General features: G+C 51.4%; 13 protein-coding genes. 8 read left to right on the forward strand and 5 right to left on the reverse strand.

Annotated features, from left to right (window positions below):
• Nucleotides 1-7: 7 nt before the first annotated feature.
• Both ACN0YN_RS25950 and ACN0YN_RS25955 read left to right on the forward strand, forming a co-directional pair.
• On the forward strand, nt 8-424 hold the full coding sequence (locus tag ACN0YN_RS25950; RefSeq protein WP_417387937.1) for a hypothetical protein: 417 nt from the start codon (nt 8-10) through the stop codon (nt 422-424).
• 81 nt (nt 425-505) lie between these two features.
• The gene (locus tag ACN0YN_RS25955) at nt 506-1,423 is read left to right on the forward strand and encodes a DUF1559 domain-containing protein (RefSeq protein ID WP_417387938.1); all 918 of its coding nucleotides are present in this window, start codon (nt 506-508) and stop codon (nt 1,421-1,423) included.
• On the opposite strand, the gene xerD is transcribed toward ACN0YN_RS25955, so the two are convergent.
• Both xerD and ACN0YN_RS25965 read right to left on the reverse strand, forming a co-directional pair.
• The gene (xerD, locus tag ACN0YN_RS25960) at nt 1,424-2,374 is read right to left on the reverse strand and encodes a site-specific tyrosine recombinase XerD (protein ID WP_417387939.1); all 951 of its coding nucleotides are present in this window, start codon (nt 2,372-2,374) and stop codon (nt 1,424-1,426) included.
• A gap of 141 nt (nt 2,375-2,515) precedes the next feature.
• Nucleotides 2,516-4,783 carry an ATP-dependent helicase gene (locus ACN0YN_RS25965; RefSeq protein ID WP_417387940.1) on the reverse strand — a complete coding sequence of 756 codons (2,268 nt, stop codon included), beginning with the start codon at nt 4,781-4,783 and terminating at the stop codon, nt 2,516-2,518.
• A gap of 576 nt (nt 4,784-5,359) precedes the next feature.
• On the opposite strand from ACN0YN_RS25965, the gene ACN0YN_RS25970 reads away from it, so the two are divergent.
• Nucleotides 5,360-7,681, forward strand: a complete 2,322-nt coding sequence (locus tag ACN0YN_RS25970) for a hypothetical protein (RefSeq protein ID WP_417387941.1) — start codon at nt 5,360-5,362, stop codon at nt 7,679-7,681.
• A gap of 89 nt (nt 7,682-7,770) precedes the next feature.
• Here the strand turns inward: ACN0YN_RS25970 and ACN0YN_RS25975 are convergent, their stop codons facing one another.
• Both ACN0YN_RS25975 and ACN0YN_RS25980 read right to left on the reverse strand, forming a co-directional pair.
• Nucleotides 7,771-9,702 carry a DNA gyrase/topoisomerase IV subunit B gene (locus tag ACN0YN_RS25975; protein WP_417387942.1) on the reverse strand — a complete coding sequence of 644 codons (1,932 nt, stop codon included), beginning with the start codon at nt 9,700-9,702 and terminating at the stop codon, nt 7,771-7,773.
• A 92-nt stretch (nt 9,703-9,794) separates the two neighbouring features.
• Nucleotides 9,795-12,200 carry a DNA gyrase/topoisomerase IV subunit A gene (locus ACN0YN_RS25980; protein ID WP_417387943.1) on the reverse strand — a complete coding sequence of 802 codons (2,406 nt, stop codon included), beginning with the start codon at nt 12,198-12,200 and terminating at the stop codon, nt 9,795-9,797.
• Between the two features lie 559 nt (nt 12,201-12,759).
• Between ACN0YN_RS25980 and ACN0YN_RS25985 the strand changes: the two genes are divergently transcribed.
• The 4 genes from ACN0YN_RS25985 (at nt 12,760) to ACN0YN_RS26000 (ending at nt 16,594) form a co-directional block, all read left to right on the forward strand.
• Nucleotides 12,760-13,530, forward strand: a complete 771-nt coding sequence (locus tag ACN0YN_RS25985) for a hypothetical protein (protein WP_417387944.1) — start codon at nt 12,760-12,762, stop codon at nt 13,528-13,530.
• A gap of 86 nt (nt 13,531-13,616) precedes the next feature.
• Nucleotides 13,617-14,174, forward strand: coding sequence for a hypothetical protein (locus ACN0YN_RS25990; protein WP_417387945.1), 558 nt, complete (start codon nt 13,617-13,619; stop codon nt 14,172-14,174).
• A 41-nt stretch (nt 14,175-14,215) separates the two neighbouring features.
• Nucleotides 14,216-14,905, forward strand: coding sequence for a hypothetical protein (locus ACN0YN_RS25995; RefSeq protein WP_417387946.1), 690 nt, complete (start codon nt 14,216-14,218; stop codon nt 14,903-14,905).
• Nucleotides 14,906-15,229: 324 nt separating this feature from the next.
• Nucleotides 15,230-16,594: a right-handed parallel beta-helix repeat-containing protein gene (locus ACN0YN_RS26000; protein ID WP_417387947.1), complete on the forward strand. Its 1,365-nt coding sequence runs from the start codon at nt 15,230-15,232 to the stop codon at nt 16,592-16,594.
• Nucleotides 16,595-16,636: 42 nt separating this feature from the next.
• Here the strand turns inward: ACN0YN_RS26000 and ACN0YN_RS26005 are convergent, their stop codons facing one another.
• Nucleotides 16,637-17,935, reverse strand: coding sequence for a glycosyltransferase family 87 protein (locus tag ACN0YN_RS26005; RefSeq protein ID WP_417387948.1), 1,299 nt, complete (start codon nt 17,933-17,935; stop codon nt 16,637-16,639).
• Between the two features lie 282 nt (nt 17,936-18,217).
• Between ACN0YN_RS26005 and ACN0YN_RS26010 the strand changes: the two genes are divergently transcribed.
• Nucleotides 18,218-18,619, forward strand: a complete 402-nt coding sequence (locus tag ACN0YN_RS26010; RefSeq protein ID WP_417387949.1) for a hypothetical protein — start codon at nt 18,218-18,220, stop codon at nt 18,617-18,619.
• Nucleotides 18,620-18,627: the final 8 nt, after the last annotated feature.

Genomic DNA, 18,627 nt, shown 5'->3' on the forward strand with positions numbered 1-18,627 from the left:
CAATCCTATGCGTCTCTACTATAAATCAGTCATTGGATCTCAGACGAAGAACACACGCCGCGGAGCCGTGTTAGTTATCGTCATGATCTGTCTGCTGTTGATTTCACTGGTGATGGCTTCCCTGTTGAAATCGACATTGATGCAGAGACGGCAAATGCTGAAAGAGCAGTTGCAGGTGCAGGCAGACTGGCTTGTCGAGTCGGCTCTGGAACGTGCCGCGCAGCAGCGATTAACGAATCCCGAATACCAGGGTGAAGTCTGGCAGATTGATCCGGAAGAACTGGGAACCCGCTATGCTGCTTCTGCAGAAATTATATTGAAACCGGAAGGGGACGCGAATCGTAAACTGTCGATCCAGGCACGTGTGCAATATCCGGAAGGACAGACGCTTACGATTACCCGAACGAAAAAAATAATTTTATGACCACGTCGAGTCGGTCAGTATTCCGTATTTATAAAGTACCTGCTTAAAAATGATCTGGTATTATTGTTTCAGGAACTACAGATGATGAAAAAAGTTGCTCCCCGATATCGACAAAGTCTGGAGCGTAGCGGCTTCACACTGATTGAACTGCTGGTCGTAATTGCGATCATCGCAATTCTGATTGCACTCCTGCTGCCCGCTGTTCAGCAGGCACGCGAGGCGGCACGGCGTACGACGTGTAAAAATAATCTGATGCAGATCAACCTGGCGCTGCAAAACTATGAAATGGCGTTCGAGGTCCTGCCCGCAGGCGTCTACAACCAGACAGGACCTGTCAAAAATGAACCCAAAGGCTATGACATGGGCTGGCTCGGCGGGCTTATGCCGTTTCTCGATCAGGCGGTTGTTTATCGGCACATTGACTTCAAACAAAGTGTGTACGCCGATACCAATTACGAAGTGCGTAAAAGACCCATGCAGGTTTTAAGCTGCCCTTCTGATTCCAAAGGCCCGGTTTTGAAAGTGCCCATCGACAATGATCTCCTGTTGTTTCAGACAAACTACGCGGCCTGTTATAACGCCAATGAAGCGCCCATCGATGTCAACAACTCGGGAGTCATGTTTTTAAACAGCAGCATCACCTACGATCAAATCACCGACGGCAGCAGCAATACCATCTTTATCGGCGAGCATCTCTACGACGAAACCAACCTGGGTTGGCTCTCCGGTACCCGTGCCAGTCTGCGGAATACCGGTTCTATTAACAAGGATCTCCCCGGATATTCAGGTAGCTGGGGCATCAATAACCCTACCACCCCTGTAGAGGAGACTCCTGTCGATCCCCTGTTAAATGTCGGCGGGTTCGGCAGCTACCATGTCGGAGGCGCTCACATCGGGCTGGGCGACGGTTCTGTTCGCTTCATTTCCGAAAACATTGATCCCGAATTGCTTGAGCAGCTCGGAAACCGCGGAGACGGCAAACTGATGGGCGAGTTTTAATCAGCCACGCGGATGATACATCTGATGCACGGCTTTCAGGCGACTGTGATCGACGTGCGTGTAGATCTGGGTGGTGCGGATATTGGCATGTCCCAGCAGTTCCTGTAACGCTCTGATCTCGGCGCCACCTGCCATCATATGAGTCGCGAAGCTGTGTCGCAGTGTATGCGGGCTGACCTCTTTACTGCAGCCGACACGGGCCGCATTTTTCTTGACGATGTTCCAGACCATGACCCGCGATAACTGCTTGCCTCCCCGATTCAGAAACAGCGCCTGTTCTGCAGAATTACGTCGGGTCAGCAGGGGACGTTCGTGCCGCAGATACGCTTCCACCGCGGCGACCGCGACCGGATTTAATGACACCATGCGTTCCTTGTTACCTTTACCAACGCAGCGGGCATAGCCTTCCGCCAGCTTGACCGAATTCAAAGGCAGTGTCACGATCTCCGTCACTCGGCAACCCGTCGCATACATCATCGCCAGAATTGCCCGGTCTCGGAGGGGGTAACGATCCTGATTGCAGGGAGCTGAGAGCAGCTGGTTGACTTTTTCCGGACTGAGAACTTTCGGCAGGTATTTCCAGAGCTTAGGCGAGTTCAACAGGTCAGCGACGCTTTCCGCCAGTACGCCTTCCAGTACCAGGTAGCGAAAGAAAAGCTTCAGCGTGACCAGATGCCGTGAAACGGTAGTGGCTGCCAGTTTGCGCCGGTTGAGATGCTGCAGGTAACCGGAGAGAAACGGGAGATCCACTTCACTCAAAGGGACCGGTTTCTGCACGCGGTACCAGTCCAGAAACTGCACGATATCCGAGCGATATGCGAAAACCGTATTCTCTGCCATCCCGCATTCCGCTTCCAGGTAATGCAGGAAGGGTTCCAGATGCACCCCGGGGTCAGCCGGTTTGCGGACCTGGAATCTGGAATTCGCCGGTGGTCGTTTACGTGGCGGCATGAGAGAACCCGAAGTCAGTTTAAGTGAATCAGACTTGCTGAAAGACTGCGACACTACCAGTTTATTCATCAACAGAATTAATGGCAGGCGCCAATCGGGTTTATCGGCAGGCAGCTGAGATCCGCTTGAACCGGCGCCGGGTTAGCGCAATCCTAACGGTTGCAGGGGGCAATGCGCGGCGACAAAGGTCTGCGGTTCGTCGGCATCGTCAAACAGGACACTCACCATTCTTTTACGGGCAAAACCACTGATGCCCATCACGGTTCCCACGCCATACCGCGGATGTCTGACCCGCATACCTACCGAAAAGCCTTGAGGGATCTCAGCAGCCTGGGGTGAATTTTTGAGAAGGTCGGCACCGGTCATCAGCAGAGGCCGCTCCGGATTGGCTGCTTTCAGAGCAGTCGTATCAATCTCACCACGTTTGACGGACTCCACGAACTCATCGAAGTGCGAGCGCGATTCGAACAGTTCATCGGTAGTCTGATCGTTGAGTTCCACGTCGATTTCTTTGAGGAAGTCACTGGTGATGGTTCTCCACGGACGGCCGCGCATCGAACGTTCGCGGGTCTGTGTCAGGTACAGACTCTGTTCAGCCCGGGTGATCCCCACAAAAAACAGGCGGCGTTCTTCTTCCAGTCCGTCGCGCAGTTCTTCGCGCAGAACGCGTTCGTGGGGAATCAGGTTCTGTTCGACACCGACGATAAACACGACCGGGTATTCCAGGCCTTTCGCCGCGTGCAGTGTCATCAGTGTCACGCGTCCAGCGTCAGCATCCAGCTGATCGGTTGCGCTGGCCAGCGTACTGACTTCCAGAAAACCTTCCAGCGTTGTTTCTTCGCCGTAGATGTCATCATATTTCTTGGCAGTAGACAGTAGTTCGTTGACGTTGGCAATCCGCTGTTGATCATCTTCGTCCGGGCTCTCCTTCCAGCTGTCGACCATCCGTGTACTGTCGATGATATTTTCCATCAGGTGTGCGACGGATCCCGAGTCGGCCATCGAAAATCCGTTGATCATTTTGGCAAACCGCGCCACCATGGTTGCTGCCCGTTTGGAAAGTTTCGGACAGTCTGCTGCCTGGTGAGCGGCTTCCATCAGGCTGATGCCACGTTCGTCGGCCCAGCGAATCAATTTGTTTTGAGTCGTTTTACCGATGCCACGAAGTGGCTTATTCACGATGCGTGAGAACGCAACGCGATCGTCGGGGTTGTTGATCAGTTTCAGATATGAGAGCAGGTCTTTGACTTCCGTGCGTTCATAGAAGGCAACACTGCCGGCCAGCTGGTACGGTATTTTATGCCGGGCCAGCGCCAGTTCCAGTTCGCGTGAAAGCGAGTTGACCCGGTAAAAGATGGCGAAATCGGTATATTCGTGCTCTTCCTGATCGACGGCGCTGCGAATGCGTCGCGCGATGTCGTCGGCTTCGTGGCGTTCATCCTGATAACTGAGCAGCTCGACCGGAGAACCTTCGTCATTTTCTGTAAACAGTGATTTGGCTTTGCGGCGCTGATTGTGAGAAATCAGGTCGTCGGCGACGCGGAGGATTTCTTTCGTACTGCGAAAGTTCTGTTCGAGTCGAATCGTTTTGCAGTCGGGGAAATCCCGTTCGAACTGCAGGATGTTTTCAATCTTCGCACCCCGCCAGCCATAAATCGACTGGTCGGGATCACCGGTGACACACAGATTGCGCGTATTTAAAGAGAGTCCCATGACAATCTGGTACTGCGCCAGGTTCGTATCCTGGTATTCGTCAACCAGAATGTACTGATACCGTTCATCGAGTGTCGCCCGCAATTCGGGAGAGCCTTTGAGCAGACTGGCGACATGCAGCAGTAAATCGTCAAAGTCGACCGCGTTCGATTCGAGCAGCAGTTTCTGGTACATCGGATACACGCGGGCCGCGACCGCCTGCAGATGATCGCCCACCGATTCCTGATAGACTTCAACAAACCGGTCGACCGTAATCAGATCATTTTTGGCGCGGCTGATCATGGATGCGATGGTCGAAGGATTATAGGCCACCGTATCAATGTCCAGTTCATTCAACACGAAGCGAATCAGCTGCTGCTGATCGGTCGTGTCAAAAATCGAGAAGTTACTGTCCAGCCCCACACCTCTGCCGTACCTTCTCAGAATTTTCACACAGAACTTATGAAAGGTGGAAATCTCGATGCGCGAGTCGGGGATCAGCTGCCTGACCCGTTCTCCCATTTCATCCGCTGCCTTGTTCGTGAACGTGATTCCCAGAATCTGATGGGCGGGAATCTGTGCATGAATCAGCGAAGCGATCCGGTGGGTAATAACACGGGTTTTTCCTGAGCCCGGTCCCGCCAGTACCAGTAATGGTCCCTGATGATGCGAGACAGCAGCATATTGAGGCGGAGTCAGGACCTGCTGAAAATCCAAGTGAAAATCCTTTTATACGTTGAGTTGGATTTATTATCTGAAACCACCAATGTACGTTCCCGCTTCTCAAATTCCAAATCGAACCCGTCGATTATTCAGCTCGATTCTCCATCTGATTCACGAAATCAGAGCAATTCGTGAATTCTGCAGTCTGTCACAGTGGGAAAAACAGTCTCGGGATCCAGTAATGGTGAACATTCGCACGTTTTGTTAATGTTGCGAATACAAGCCGCTTTGGTTGATTGCACAATATTTGTGGGTCCACTAGACTGCGCAGAGATGGTGTGATGATTTCCCTGGGAAAAATGTCGGCTGAGTTTGACGATCTCGAGGAATAGGATGTCTGGCTGGAGTCTCCGGCCCGAATTTACGCCATCGAAATTAACAGGATTTCTGCAATCTCAGAATATTGTTTTTGAAAACTCCCTGTGGACAGGGTTTTGCAGGTATTGATACTGGAAAAGTTGATTGGGGGCAGGGATGTATGAATTCAGCAAACATTCCCTGCTGCTAAATGACGATAAATTATTTTACAACGGTAGTTTCCACCCCTACTACCATTAATGAGGGCCTTTGGTGTCCCGCGTTCTTGTGAATGGTGGCGACCGTTATTCGAATCCCTTTGTCGACGGAGTGAGATCAGATATGCTTCTCAAGGAATCAAAGCGAACCAGAAAGAACCAGAAATATTTTGGTGTACTTGGACTGGCAGTTTTAGGTTTAGCCAGCCTGGCGTTGGTTGTCACAAACTCAATGGCTGTGGCAGACAAGAAGCCGGAAACAGCAGACGTGGGTCTGCAGGGCATTTTGCCAGCCGAAGTTCCTGAAGGTCTTTCAGAGGCACCAGAAGGACTGGAAGGCAAGTGGGCAACATGGGATCAGCAGGTCGGCGATCTGCTGGGTAAGCTCTATGAATCAGACCTGACTCTGGAACAGCAGAAGCAGACTCTGGCTGCACTGCAGACAAAAATTCAGGAAGCACAAGGTCAGGCAGTTCTGGCTGACTACACCAGCCGCCTGCAGCGTCGTGTGGAAATCGCGGATGCAGTACTGAAAACACTGGAAGTCGATATCGCTGCCGTCAAAGCTGCCCAGTTGAAAGCACAGCAGGACAAAGTTGCAAAAGCCGCTGCTGCTCTGAAAAAATACCTGGGTACGATGGATAATGGAAACGGCTGGGTTGAATACCTGCAGCTCGATGCCTTGCAGAAAGAACTGAAGAACAGCTACTCCGAAGTCGAACTGATGGATCTGCTCAAATCGCTCAAACAGAAATTTGAAGAGCGTGGTGCTTTGACCGATGCAGAACAGCGAAAGTTCTTCAACCGTCCTCAGTTCCAGAACCTGGAAAAATCGATCCGTGCATTACTGGCAGATTCCAAGCCATCTGCGACGAAGATTGACTCCGGCAAAGTTCGCACACAGCTGACTGCACTGGTGACCAACCTGGAACAATATGAAGCAACAGAGAGCAACAAGAACGCTTTCGAAGCTCGTAAAGCATATGCTCTGCTGCGTCAGGAACTGGCCGGTGGGCTGGAGCCACTGACGACTGCTCTGCGAAACAATTATTTCAACTATAACCTGCGTGTCATGGTCGCTGAAGACTTCATGAACCGTCTGATTCACGACAGCACCTGCGAAACCGGTCCTGTTGTCGACTGCATCCTGGGAGCTTATGTAACCGGGAATCAGGCAACTACAACGGAAGTCGGCGTTGACTTCAAACCCAGCGATTCCACACTGCGATTCGACCTGACACTCAAAGGTGTCACCAACAGCGAGACTTCCGGTACGACCAATCAAGCCACGATTTACACATCAGGCCATCATCAGATCTGGGGCACCAAAGAAATTAACTTTGATGGTGATACTTTCGTAACTCAGCCTGCCTGGGTTGAAGTCGCCGCTCATAACACCACTGTTGGTGCCAGTACCAAACTGGATGGCATTCCTCTGCTGGCCAGCATTGGTCGCAATATGGCTTACCGTCGTACAGCGGAACTGAAAGGCGAGGCAGAAGCCATCGCCGCACAACGCGTACGAGATCGGGTTCGTCCCCGCTTCGATGAAGAAGTGGATGAACGCATTGGCCGTGCCAACGAAGAAGTCGGCGGCAAGCTGAATAAACGTCTGCAGGACAATGGCCTGTTCCCGACAGCCCGCAGCTATGCTTCCACTGATACTCATCTTTACATTCGGACCCGGTTGATGGATACCGGCGAACTGGCTGCCAATTCGCCACCACTGACTATCACTCCCGATGAAAGCGTCGTGGTACAGCTCCACGAATCAGTCATGAATAACAGCCTCTCCCGGATGAACCTGGATGGCCGTAAAATTTCCGATCAGGATCTGATCACCGAATTTGAAAAATCGATCGAAGATGTTCTGGGACGTAAAGTCAAACTGGAACGACCTCCCGTTGATCCAGATAAAGGACCCAATATCCTGGTCTTCGACGATCATGATCCGATTCGTGTACAGATCGCAGACAATACTCTGAACCTGATCCTGCGTTGTGGTTTTGAGCAGCAGGGTGAAACCGCTGTGCCGACACAGATCATCACTGTTCCGCTGCACTTCAAAGTCGACGGAGATAAAATTTATATCACCCGCGGCGATGTCAAATCATCAGCCGTCGTTCGACCAGAACGGATTGCTTCTCAAATCGCTCGTGCCGGCGTGGTTCGCAGCAAGATGGAAAAAGCATTTCCGGATCGTGTTGAAGATTCACAGGTCAAAGCCAAACTGGAAAACCGGACCGTCTACCTGGACATCACCGGCATCAAAGCCAACGATGGCTGGTTGACGATTACCGTCGGCAACGATCTGACCGTTGAAAAGAATGAAAGCAAGCTGCCACCGGAACCAGCGGAAACAGCTTCCGTAAAATAGTCAGAGATTTCCGATCTGACCAGAAATGAAAAGAGGCGAATCAAATCGATTCGCCTCTTTTTTTATAACGGCTGGTAAAACAGCTGTGATCAATAATCGATATCGTCCGCTTCGATGGCTTCCTGCATGATCAGGTCGTACCGCAGACTGGCATCTTTTCCGAACAACTGTGCGAACGTAGCATCCGCATCCAGCTGGCTGTCGATATCCACCTTCAGCAAGACGCGATGTTTGGGATCCAGCGTCGTCTCTTTGAGCTCGCTGGCGGTCATTTCACCCAGACCTTTAAAGCGACCAATCTCGTACTTTCGGTTGGCACCCAGTGATTCCACAATCTCTTCCTTCTGAGCATCATCCTGGGCATAATGCTTCTCGTTACCCACCTTGATGCAGTACAGTGGCGGCTGTGCCAGAAACAGCTTTCCCTGTCGAATCAGTTCCCGCATATGTCGGAAGAAGAACGTCAGCAGCAGCGTACTGATATGGTAACCATCGCTGTCGGCATCCATCAGCAGAATGATGCGGTTGTAACGGAGGTTCATGATCTCAAAGTTCGGACCAATCCCGGTTCCCAGTGTTTCCACCAGGTCCTTGATTTCCTGGTTCCCCATAATTTTGGAAACCGCCAGGGATTCGGTATTCAGAACTTTACCCCGCAGTGGCAGTACCGCCTGAATGCGGCTGTCTCGTCCCATGGCCGCCGTCCCACCCGCCGACAGACCTTCGACCAGAAACAGCTCTGATTCTTCCGGCTTATTCGAGCGGCAGTCCAGCAGCTTGCCCGGCAGTGTCGATTTGCGGTTCGTGACCGATTTCCGCCGTACTTCTTTCTGAGCATCGCGGCTGGCCATCCGCGCCCGTGCTGCCAGGACGATCCGACCTACGACTGCATCTGCGATACTCGGATTCTGGTTCAACCAGGTTTCGAGCAGCGGACGGACAATCCCTTCGACGAAGCCTGTGACTTCAGGGTTATTCAGTTTCTCTTTTGTCTGACCCTGAAACATCGGATCGTTATGGAATACGGAGATCAGGCAGAGCACCCCTTCGCGGATATCGTCTGTAGTGATCGCGAGTCCCTTATGTTTGATGTTGTGCACATCCATGTAATTTTTGACGGCTTTCGCAATTCCCGAGCGTAATCCGCTCTCGTGCGTTCCGCCGGCATGGGTGCGGATTCCATTCACATAACTGCGAATCTGTTCGTCGGTGGCATCGGTCCATCTTAAGACGACTTCCACGCGAATATTCTTGTCTTCCTTTTCCGAGAAGAACAGCTGCTCGTGAACCGGTTTTTTCTGTTGTTCCTGAGTCAGCTTTTCCAGGTAGCCGCGAATTCCTTCCGGATGAGAGAGTTCGTGCGTCTCTTTTTTGACTTCGTCGCGGAAGGTGATTTTCAAGCCGCCATGAATGAAGGCCACATCTTCCAGATGCTGGCGAATGGTGTCGGCGTTGAAATGTACGCGACGGAAAATTTCATCGTCGGGTCGAAAATAGATCTCGGTTCCGTGCCCGCGAAAAGGCTTTACCTTTTTAACGGGAGTCGTTGGCTTTCCTTTTTTATACCGCTGCACGTACTGATAACCGTCACGCACGACTGTCGCGACCATCTCGGTAGACAACGCATTTACCACGGAGGAGCCAACGCCGTGCAGACCGCCACTGCGGGCATAGTTTTTGTCGGAGAACTTTCCGCCGGCATGCAGGGTGGTCAGAATCAGTTCCAGTGCCGACTTTTTCGTTTTGGAATGTTTATCGACGGGAATCCCGCGTCCATTGTCTTTCACGCTGCAGGAAGCGCCGTCTTTATGCAGGGTGACGGTGATTGTGTCGGCTTCTTTGGCCAGGTATTCGTCAACCGAGTTATCGACGATTTCCCAGAGCAGGTGATGCAATCCCCGGATATCAACGCCGCCGATATACATCGAAGGGCGGCGGCGGACCGCTTCCAGCCCTTCCAGAACTTCGATATCGTCAGCAGAGTATTTTTTAGCGCCAGATGATTTTGCTGCAGTTGCCATAGTTTTTTACTGATATTTCTCTGATTGAAACGCGAACGAAAACGAGATTATACGAGTTGGAGCAGAGGACCGTAAGGCGAGATACGAACAGCTTAAGCTTCGTCTCCCAGTTCATCCCAGTCGACCACTTCAATGGGCGGGTAGAGGATCTCTTCAAACCCGCTGCGCTGACTGGTTTTCACGCCTTTTCCGCCGCGTGAAGTCACGCCATATTTCATCTGTCCAAAGGTCATTTTTTTGCCCGCCGTATTCACCACCCGCAGACAGTCGCTCGGACGAGTCAGCTGCAGGGCACCCATCACCTGGTCCCCTTTTTCCAGTTTGATCCCCTTTACGCCTTTGCCCGGATTCGAAAGCAGGGCGGCTTCTTCGATCTCACAATGCAGAACGCGGGCCTCTTTCGTGGCGATAAACATGGTCTCCGCCTCTTCGACCAGCCCGGCATATACCACACGGTCATCCTTACCCAGGCGACAGTATTTGCGACCGGCTTTGGTCGAGGCTGTTCGGAACAGGCTGAACGAGATCCGCATGATCTGTCCTTTTTCAGTGACGATCAGAACATGGGGCGTCGCAATCGGTTGCTTCTTCGTTGCTTTGTCTTCGGGAGTAAAGCGGCTGTCTGTCGTCACAGCGGCGACCAGATAGGCACCGTCGCTCATTCGGGCATGTTTTGACAGAGGCTCACCATAGCCGGAAGAAACAGGCACCTGTTCTATCGGCAGCGTATAAGCCACGCCATCGCTGGAGAAGAACACCACGTGGTCCAGCGTACTGCCCGGTGCGACTGCCAGCACACTGTCTCCTTCACGGGTTCGGGTTTTGTCTAATTCCTGTGTGCCTTCTTTTGTCTTCAGGCGGCCCACGCGTTTGATCCAGCCTTCCCGCGAGACGACTACGTTCGTGTTTTCACGAACAATATAGGCCTGCGGATCGAACTCGGTAATCTCTTCCGAGGAACCAAGTTTCGTCTGGCGTTTTTCCGGAAACAAGTCGCCCAGTTCTTTCAGCTCGTTTTCCACGACTTTCCAGAGTCGTTTGTCCGACGCCAGAATCTTGCGAATCTTTTCCGCTTCCGCTTCCTTCTCGGCAAGTTCTTCACGGATCGTATTGATTTCCAGCTTCGAAATCCGGTACAGCTGCAGTTCCAGAATCGCCATCGTCTGGATTTCATCCAGCGGAAAATTGTCCATCAGCTTTTTGGCGGCATCCTGTTTTCCGTTACTGGCGCGGATCAGTTTGAGTGCTTTGTCCAGATCATTAAAAATGATCTCAAAACCCTTCAGGATATGAATCCGCCGTTCCAGCAGTTCCAGCTGATATTCAAATCGTCTTCGAACCGAAATAAATCGGAAGTCCAGGAAGTACTGCAGCATTTCCTTCAGATCGCAGCGGTGTGGCACGAGGACGTCTGATTCATCGGGAACCAGGCAGGTCAGGTTGACCGAGAAGTTCTGCTCCAGATTTGTGTGTTTATAGAGAAAGGCCATCACGGTTTCCGGGTCGGCATCCGGTTTGATTTCCAGGACGATTTTCAGGCCGTTTTTGTCGTCTGTTTCATCCGCCACATCTACCAGTTGTGGCAGTTTCCGCGACTCGACGATCCCGCCGATCTCCGACAGCAGCGAACCGGTTTCCACCCCATAGGGGACCGAATACACGACCAGTCGCTGCGTCCCTTTATTGCGGGCACCCGGTTCGGGCTTCCACTCGCCCCGCACTTTCACCGGGCCGCGACCCTCTTTATAAACCGTGGTGAGTGACCGCTTATCTGTCACAATACGGCCACCCATCGGAAAGTCGGGGCCTTTGATGTGTTTCATCAACTGGGCCACCGTTGCATCTTGATGATGAATCAGGTGCACGCACGCTTTAATCACTTCACCCAGGTTGTGAGGCGGGATATTCGTCGCCATCCCCACTGCGATCCCGTGGACCCCGTTGACCAGCAGGTTGGGGAAGCGTGCAGGCAGCACAACGGGTTCATCGCGTGTGCCATCATAGTTGGGACGCATTTCCACGGTCTGATAACGCAGTTCGTTCATCAGATGTTCTGCGATCCCTGTCAGCCGCGCTTCGGTATACCGGGCTGCCGCTGCAGGCAATCCCATGATCGAACCGAAGTTACCCTGTCCGTTGATCAGCGGGCTTCTGAGGTTGAAATCCTGGGCCAGTCGGACCAGCGCATCATAGACGGAGGCATCGCCGTGCGGGTGATAATTCCCCGTCGTGTCCCCGCAAATTTTCGCGCACTTACGTGGCTTCGCATTCGCCATCAGTCGTAAGTCGTGGTACATCACATACAAAATACGACGCTGTACCGGCTTCAAGCCATCCCGCACATCAGGCAGGGCACGTGATGTGATGACAGACATCGCATAGTTTAAATAGCGACGTCGTGTGACATCACTGATGGGGACATATTCAATACGGTCTGTTTCGGTGTTCGGTGTTCCATTACCTGTTGCGCCGTTATTGGCTGATTTTCGCTTAGCCAAGGGTCTCTCCAATTAATCTACTGAATTCCCCGGAAAAACAGTCAGCCTGCGACTGTTTTTCAGCTTCTGAATGTGGGGGGCCTTATTCAGAATTCGGGTCAATTTGCCTGGTAGCTTAAGAAAAATATGTCAAATTTGCTGTTTATGAAAACATTGAGGATTGTATCTGTTGAAACGATTATTGAACAGATAAGGCCACTCGTAACCCGTTAAATAGACAATAATTCGGGAAAATAGGACGAATCGTCATTGTAGTTACAAAATGACTCATTCCGATGATTCCTGCCAGCCGAAATTTGGACTAGTGGCTTTCTTTTTGAGAGGGCCGCTGTCGGGCGATTGAAACATACAAAAAGTACCCGAACACTGAAAAGCGAAATTTCCAGAATTTCTATTTTTCACATCGGACTTTGTGAAGTGGCTTTGCCTCGTTTGTGAACCACGACTGGTTCTAATAGAAGACAATTGATCATTATAATTGACTGACGGGGGTTGGACGAGCCTCTGACCTAGTCTCATTGGTGGAAACCCCACAATAAAAATCCAGGGAGGGATTGTTATGGCTCAGGCGAGTCTGAAGGTAACCCTGCTTACCGGACTGTTACCGGCATTCTTACTGATGGCGCCGGCTTTACAGGCTGCGGAACCGGGTGCGGTCAATAATGCGGTTGTCCAGCAGGAATCTGTTTCGAAATCATCGAAGTATAATCCGATCAGCTGGTTCAAGCGTAAGTTTACCAGTTCTGATGACAAACAGAACCAGGTTCAGCAAGTAGCTCACGCCGAGGAAACACCTCAGGTAAGAGGCAGCCAGATTCCTGTTCCCAAACGACCTACGCTGGGACGTCGCAGTGCGAGTCCGTACTACATTCAGCAGGTCAGCAACCAGCCGAATATCATTACTTCGACTCCGGCTCCCTTTGAAAACGCCCAGCAGGCACGCCCCATCAGCTATGCTCACGGGCATTTCAAAGATCACAAACAATACAAAGCAGCACAGCCACTGCCTGTAATGGAAGGCATGAATGTACTGCCCGGATACCCACAACTGCAGGCACCCTTGTACCCCAGTCCTAAACCGGGGATTCCCGATTATGTCGGACGAACCATTATCACCAACCAGGCACTGGCTCCCCAGGAAATGTTGTATGCCCATGAATACAACGCCATGTATGGTCCTTATTACTACAACGTCAAGGGTGGATGGATCTGGACTCCCTTCGGCATGCGATCTCATGAACGCTGGAAGCTGGAAGGAACCCGGGTCAACGTGAAATATAAATCCGACTTCGGATTCATCCCTCGATTCATTCCGCCGATGATCAGATAACTGGCATCCACGAAAAAACAGTCTCAACCCGAAAACGTTTATCACACTGAGTTTTGTACTCAGAGAAACGATCAGGAAATATTAAAATGCAGAACTTCACTTATAAATCAGCAGGCCTCGTTGCAGTCGCCGGGATTATGACCGTCCTGTCTGCTTCGCACCTGCAGGCTGGCGAACCGGGCGGTCTGAAATTATCTCAGCAGAAAGCCTCACCCGTTCAGCAGGTTGGATATATCCACGATAAATGCAACTGCAAAGAGAAGCACGTCTATTCGTACTCCGATGGTGCTTCCTATGCTGGCGGAGATTGTCCTCACTGTCGTGCCGGCGGTGCCGGTGGCGGATATAGAACATCAGCCGGGATCGGAAAACGGGGCTCGCTGCGGGAATTTTTCCGCTGCAAGTTTGGTTACTTTATTCCTACCGGATGTGGCGGAAAAGGTTGTGCTCCCATCGGACACTACAAAATGACTTATGCCGTCGATCCCTACTACTTCGATGGACGCGATGGTCGTCTTTACGGTGCTCAGGGTTATGGTGTTCCCATTGCGGTTCCCCTGGCTCCCAATGTGCATTCTACCTACAACTACGGTTGGGGCGTACCTTCAAGCCGTTTGACTCCGGTCTCACGCATCGTTCAATAATCTAAAATTTAATATCCTCAATCGGGTCCAGGAAGTTTGATATGAGAATCTTAAACGTGCATATGCTGGCCATTCTCGCAGTGACCGGCGTCATGACTCACTCTGCTCTGACCGCCAGCGCAGATGAGAATACGACTGCTGGTGACAGTCAGATCCAGCAGGTAGGTCATCACGTACGGGGCGGCGGTTACGAATACAACTGCCCTCCCGGATATTCCAACCGCTTTGATGGCGATGGCGTTTATCGCAATTATACATCACGTGAAGGAGTCGCTTTCCTGCGAAAGTGTCACACTTCACCCGGGCATGGCTGGTGTCCTCCTTCTTCTCAGATAATTCAGCGAACTCCCGTGCAATATCAGCGGTATTACTCCAACGCGTACATGGGGCAACCAGGACCCGTAGGACCTGCTAACTACCCGCAGATTTATATGCCGACCGATACCACTCAGCTTGGTTTTTACTACCAGGCAGTACCAACCTGGCAACCACGGGCAGGCATGCTGCCTCCGCCACCAGATCCAAGCATGTATCACACACGTGACTGCAGAGCCTGTCGTGGACATGGATGCAAACACTGTCGTGGCGGTCACCAGTTCAGCGGCCCCGTCTACTACTCCACGGGAAGTCCTGTGACACCAGAACCGGAAGTCGCTCCACAGCCGGAAGAAGCAGCTCCTGCCGTGCCACCGGCACCTTCCAAGCTGAACCAGGCTTCCTACGAAAAATAATTCGTCTACTCCTCGATAAGATCGTTTCGTAATAACGATTGGTAATCTGACAGAGCCACTTCTGATCAAAGGGTGGCTCTGTCTTTTTTTATGCGCGATGGAAATATGAATTCAGAGTGATTGTTTTCGCGTTGATTTCAAACAGGGTAGGAAAAAAACCTGATGAACTCAAAATGGAAAAGCATCTAGAGTGTAAGAAAACTCCTTGACAGTCTGCTGGCCGAGGGATCTGATGTATTGACGATTCCATTTTTGAAACGGTAGCTTTTCAAAACAGATCAGACAATATTGTCAGTCAATTTGAATTCACACACAGGATCAACCATGCAATTCACAACGCGCTCCCCGATTGCAATTGCTGTTCTCTTCAGTAGCCTTGTCCCCTTTGTCAGTTCCAGCTTCGCACAGAATAACCCGGCGTTTCCCATCGTTACCCCCAGCCAGTCGATCCAGGAAACTCTCGATGCGCAGCCAGGTAAGATGCTGTTTCTGCCTGCCGGGGATTATGAGATCTCGAAGAAGATTGTCATTCGCCATGATGGCAGCGGCCTGTATGGGCCGGGTCGGATCATACAGACGAGCCCCGAGGCGCCTTTCATTGAAGTCGAACATCGTAAAGGCGTACAGTTTCGTGACATTGTTTTGACGCGCCCTGAGGGTAAACAGACCACCGCGACCGAAGCCATCAATGTCCGCGACTGTCAGGATCTGGTTCTCGACAATCTTACGATAACGAATCATCGTACCCGGTCCGGCGTGTTGTATCTGCTCAACTGCCGTAACGCGACCATTCGCAACTGTACGATTTCAAATTATATGCGGATCGCCATTGATGACCGCACTGCTTCACCTGACTGGGGTTATGCCTTTCACTGCATTGATGGCACGGGAATCGTCGTCAACGCGAGTACCGGCACTCTGATCCAGGGGAATCGGATTGTCGAGCAGGAACTGCTGCCAACTCCCGAAGTTCAGCAGAAATATCAGCTCGGACAGTTTTCGAAAAAGAATGAAACCAAAGGCGCGTTGATGCGCCAGGAGGTGTGGGACCGTGAAACGGTCGATAACTGGCATCAGGGATCTGCCATCATTGTTACCTCACCCAAAGTGAGCGACCGCACACAGATTCTGGGAAACACGATCGAAAATGGTGCGCAAGGTATCGACCTGCACTCGGACCACGTGATTGTCTCGCAGAATATTGTTTCCAACTGTTTTGTCGGCATGAAAGCCATGCACGGTTCCCGTAATATTGCCATCATCGGAAATCAGTTTATCAAAAATGATCTCTGGAGCATCGGCTTAATGCCCGGCGCGGCCTCGCATGCCGTTCAGAAAGCAGATGACAAACAACCCGGTCGCGTCGACAACAGTGATGGAGGTTCGTTGATCGCTAACAATATTATCTCCGACTTCGGATACGGAAACGCACACTGGATCTGGGGCAATAAGGGGAACCCGATCCTGCTCGACTCGGGTCAGAAGCCCGATAATCCGCCTCTGGAAAATGTAATTATTCAGGGAAACATTGTGCAGAATTCCGGACGACAACAGGCTGAATCAGAAGACCAGCAACCCCGGTATGTGTACGCGGTCCGCGTCGACCGTCGGGCAACCGGCATTCATTTTATTGGTAACATTTTTGATCCGGGTCGGGAAGGAATTACCAATATCAAACTCACAGACTGACTCCAATATTCTATTGAAGATTTCTATCAGACGTTATAGCCGTTATGGATCAGCTGCGATCGACTCTGTTTTTTGTTCGATCTCCCGCATCACATTTGCGTGGCGCTTCAACAGGAAAAAGATGATCCCGATGAAAGCAAACGTGGCGACGTGATACGTGCTCATCACCTCACTGTAAAACTTGCCGATAAAGGTACGGTTCAAAATCAGAATCAGAAATACAAACAGACCGATGCCAATTTTCAATGGCTTTGTAAAGTTCTGGCGACTGGTGGCGCAACGGATCAGCAGGTAGATACCCGGGAAAACTCCCACGCAGTGCTGTCCCCAGGTGACCGGCGAATAGAGCAGAATCATGATGGAGATGATCGCGCACTCCCACAAAATACGTTCGTCGTTCCGGTCGTCATAATGCCTGCGAAATTTCCAGCCAATCAACACCAGAAAGCAGAACATCACCCCCTTGATGATCCGCAGTGACGTTTCAGGAGACAGATCCAGAAAATCGATATACAGGGGAGAATCCAGTCGGGCTTCGTGTTCTTTAGGATAATGCATCAGGTAGCGGGCCAGTGAGGGCTTGAACGACATATTCGCCAGTGGAATCTCGCCATCCATCCAGTGAATCGGGTTCGGTTCCAGCATGCCTTTCTCGACAATTTTTGTCCAGTGCTCAAAGGTCCTGCGATATTCTGTGTAACCCAGTTTGAACATGGGTGAGAGCGTAAAAAAAGCTGCTGCCAGAAACGTGAAGATCGCCATTTTCCATTCGCGTTTCAAAATGAAATAGACCCAGAACAGGCTGGGCGTGCACTTGAGCGCCATCGCAAATCCCAGGGGTATGCTGCCCCACAGTTCCTTTTTTCTGCTCCAGAGATAGACGCCCAGCCACGAGAGCGCCACTAACGCCAGGTTCACGCCACACTCCAGCATGTCCCGGATCAGGTAGCGGCTCGCCAGAAAAATCGCCGCAGTGACAACCCAGAACAACTGATTCCGCAGCAGGGGAAAATGAGCCTCGCTCATGCGGTTTAAAACCCAGACCAGCAGAAACAGGGAGATAAAAAACAGCGGGTAAATCAGCATGTAGGCCGTCTGCATTGAGAAGCTGGCCAGCGGCGCATGCACGAATCCCCAGAAAGGGGGGTAGGGATAATTGTGATTATTGAGGTAGAGAAATTCGCCGGTCGCGATCAGTTCTCCCGAGCGCCAGTGCAGATGAAAATCCCCCGGATTTTTTTTCGCGATCTGGACAAACTGGATAATCGCAATCATGACTCCCAGTGTAATGACCACGCTTTGCCAGAAACGGTTCTTATCTGCGAATAGTGATTTCGGCACGACGACTCCATTCCGTCACGATCAAACGGTCCATGTATTCAGGCTGGTTTCCCTGTTCCCGGAGCCGCCGATTGTAGCAGATCCATTTCAGGTTTTAGCTACTCATTTTACCTCAGGTGAAAACAATTTCAGTAATATTTGACCGTTTTTTGTATCGAATCCAATTCGAAAGTTCCGTTTTTTGAAAAAATGATGCAAAACCAGCGTGATGTTTTCCGTATCGCTACGCTTCTGAAGTTAGATGAGCTGTTTACTTACTCCCCAAGATAGAAAGTCAGCGTCATGAACGAGACATCAGCGACCGTTGCGGAAACCGTGAAAGCCAAATCTGATCGGAAGACTCTGATCCTGCCTCTGCTGATTATCTGCATCGGAACAGGCTGGTTGTTGACGACTCTCGGCATTGTACCCAACATCAACTGGATCTGGACTCTGGGGCTCGCCGGCATCGGGATTCTTTCATTCGCCGTCAGTGGCATTGATAAATCAACGGTCCTGACCGGTCCCTTTTTCATTATCGCCAGCTGCCTGTCTGTCCTGCGTCAGACCGGTCGGATTACCCTGGATGTGGAAGTCCCGATTCTGGTGATCGTTATGGGTTGCCTGTTGCTCGTCGCCCGCAGCAAAAAGATACCAATGCCCGACTGGATGGTCCTGGAAGAAAAGCAGCAACCCGCTAAGTAAAGACCCGG

This window comes from Gimesia sp. (assembly GCF_048260065.1).
GTDB lineage: Bacteria > Planctomycetota > Planctomycetia > Planctomycetales > Planctomycetaceae > Gimesia.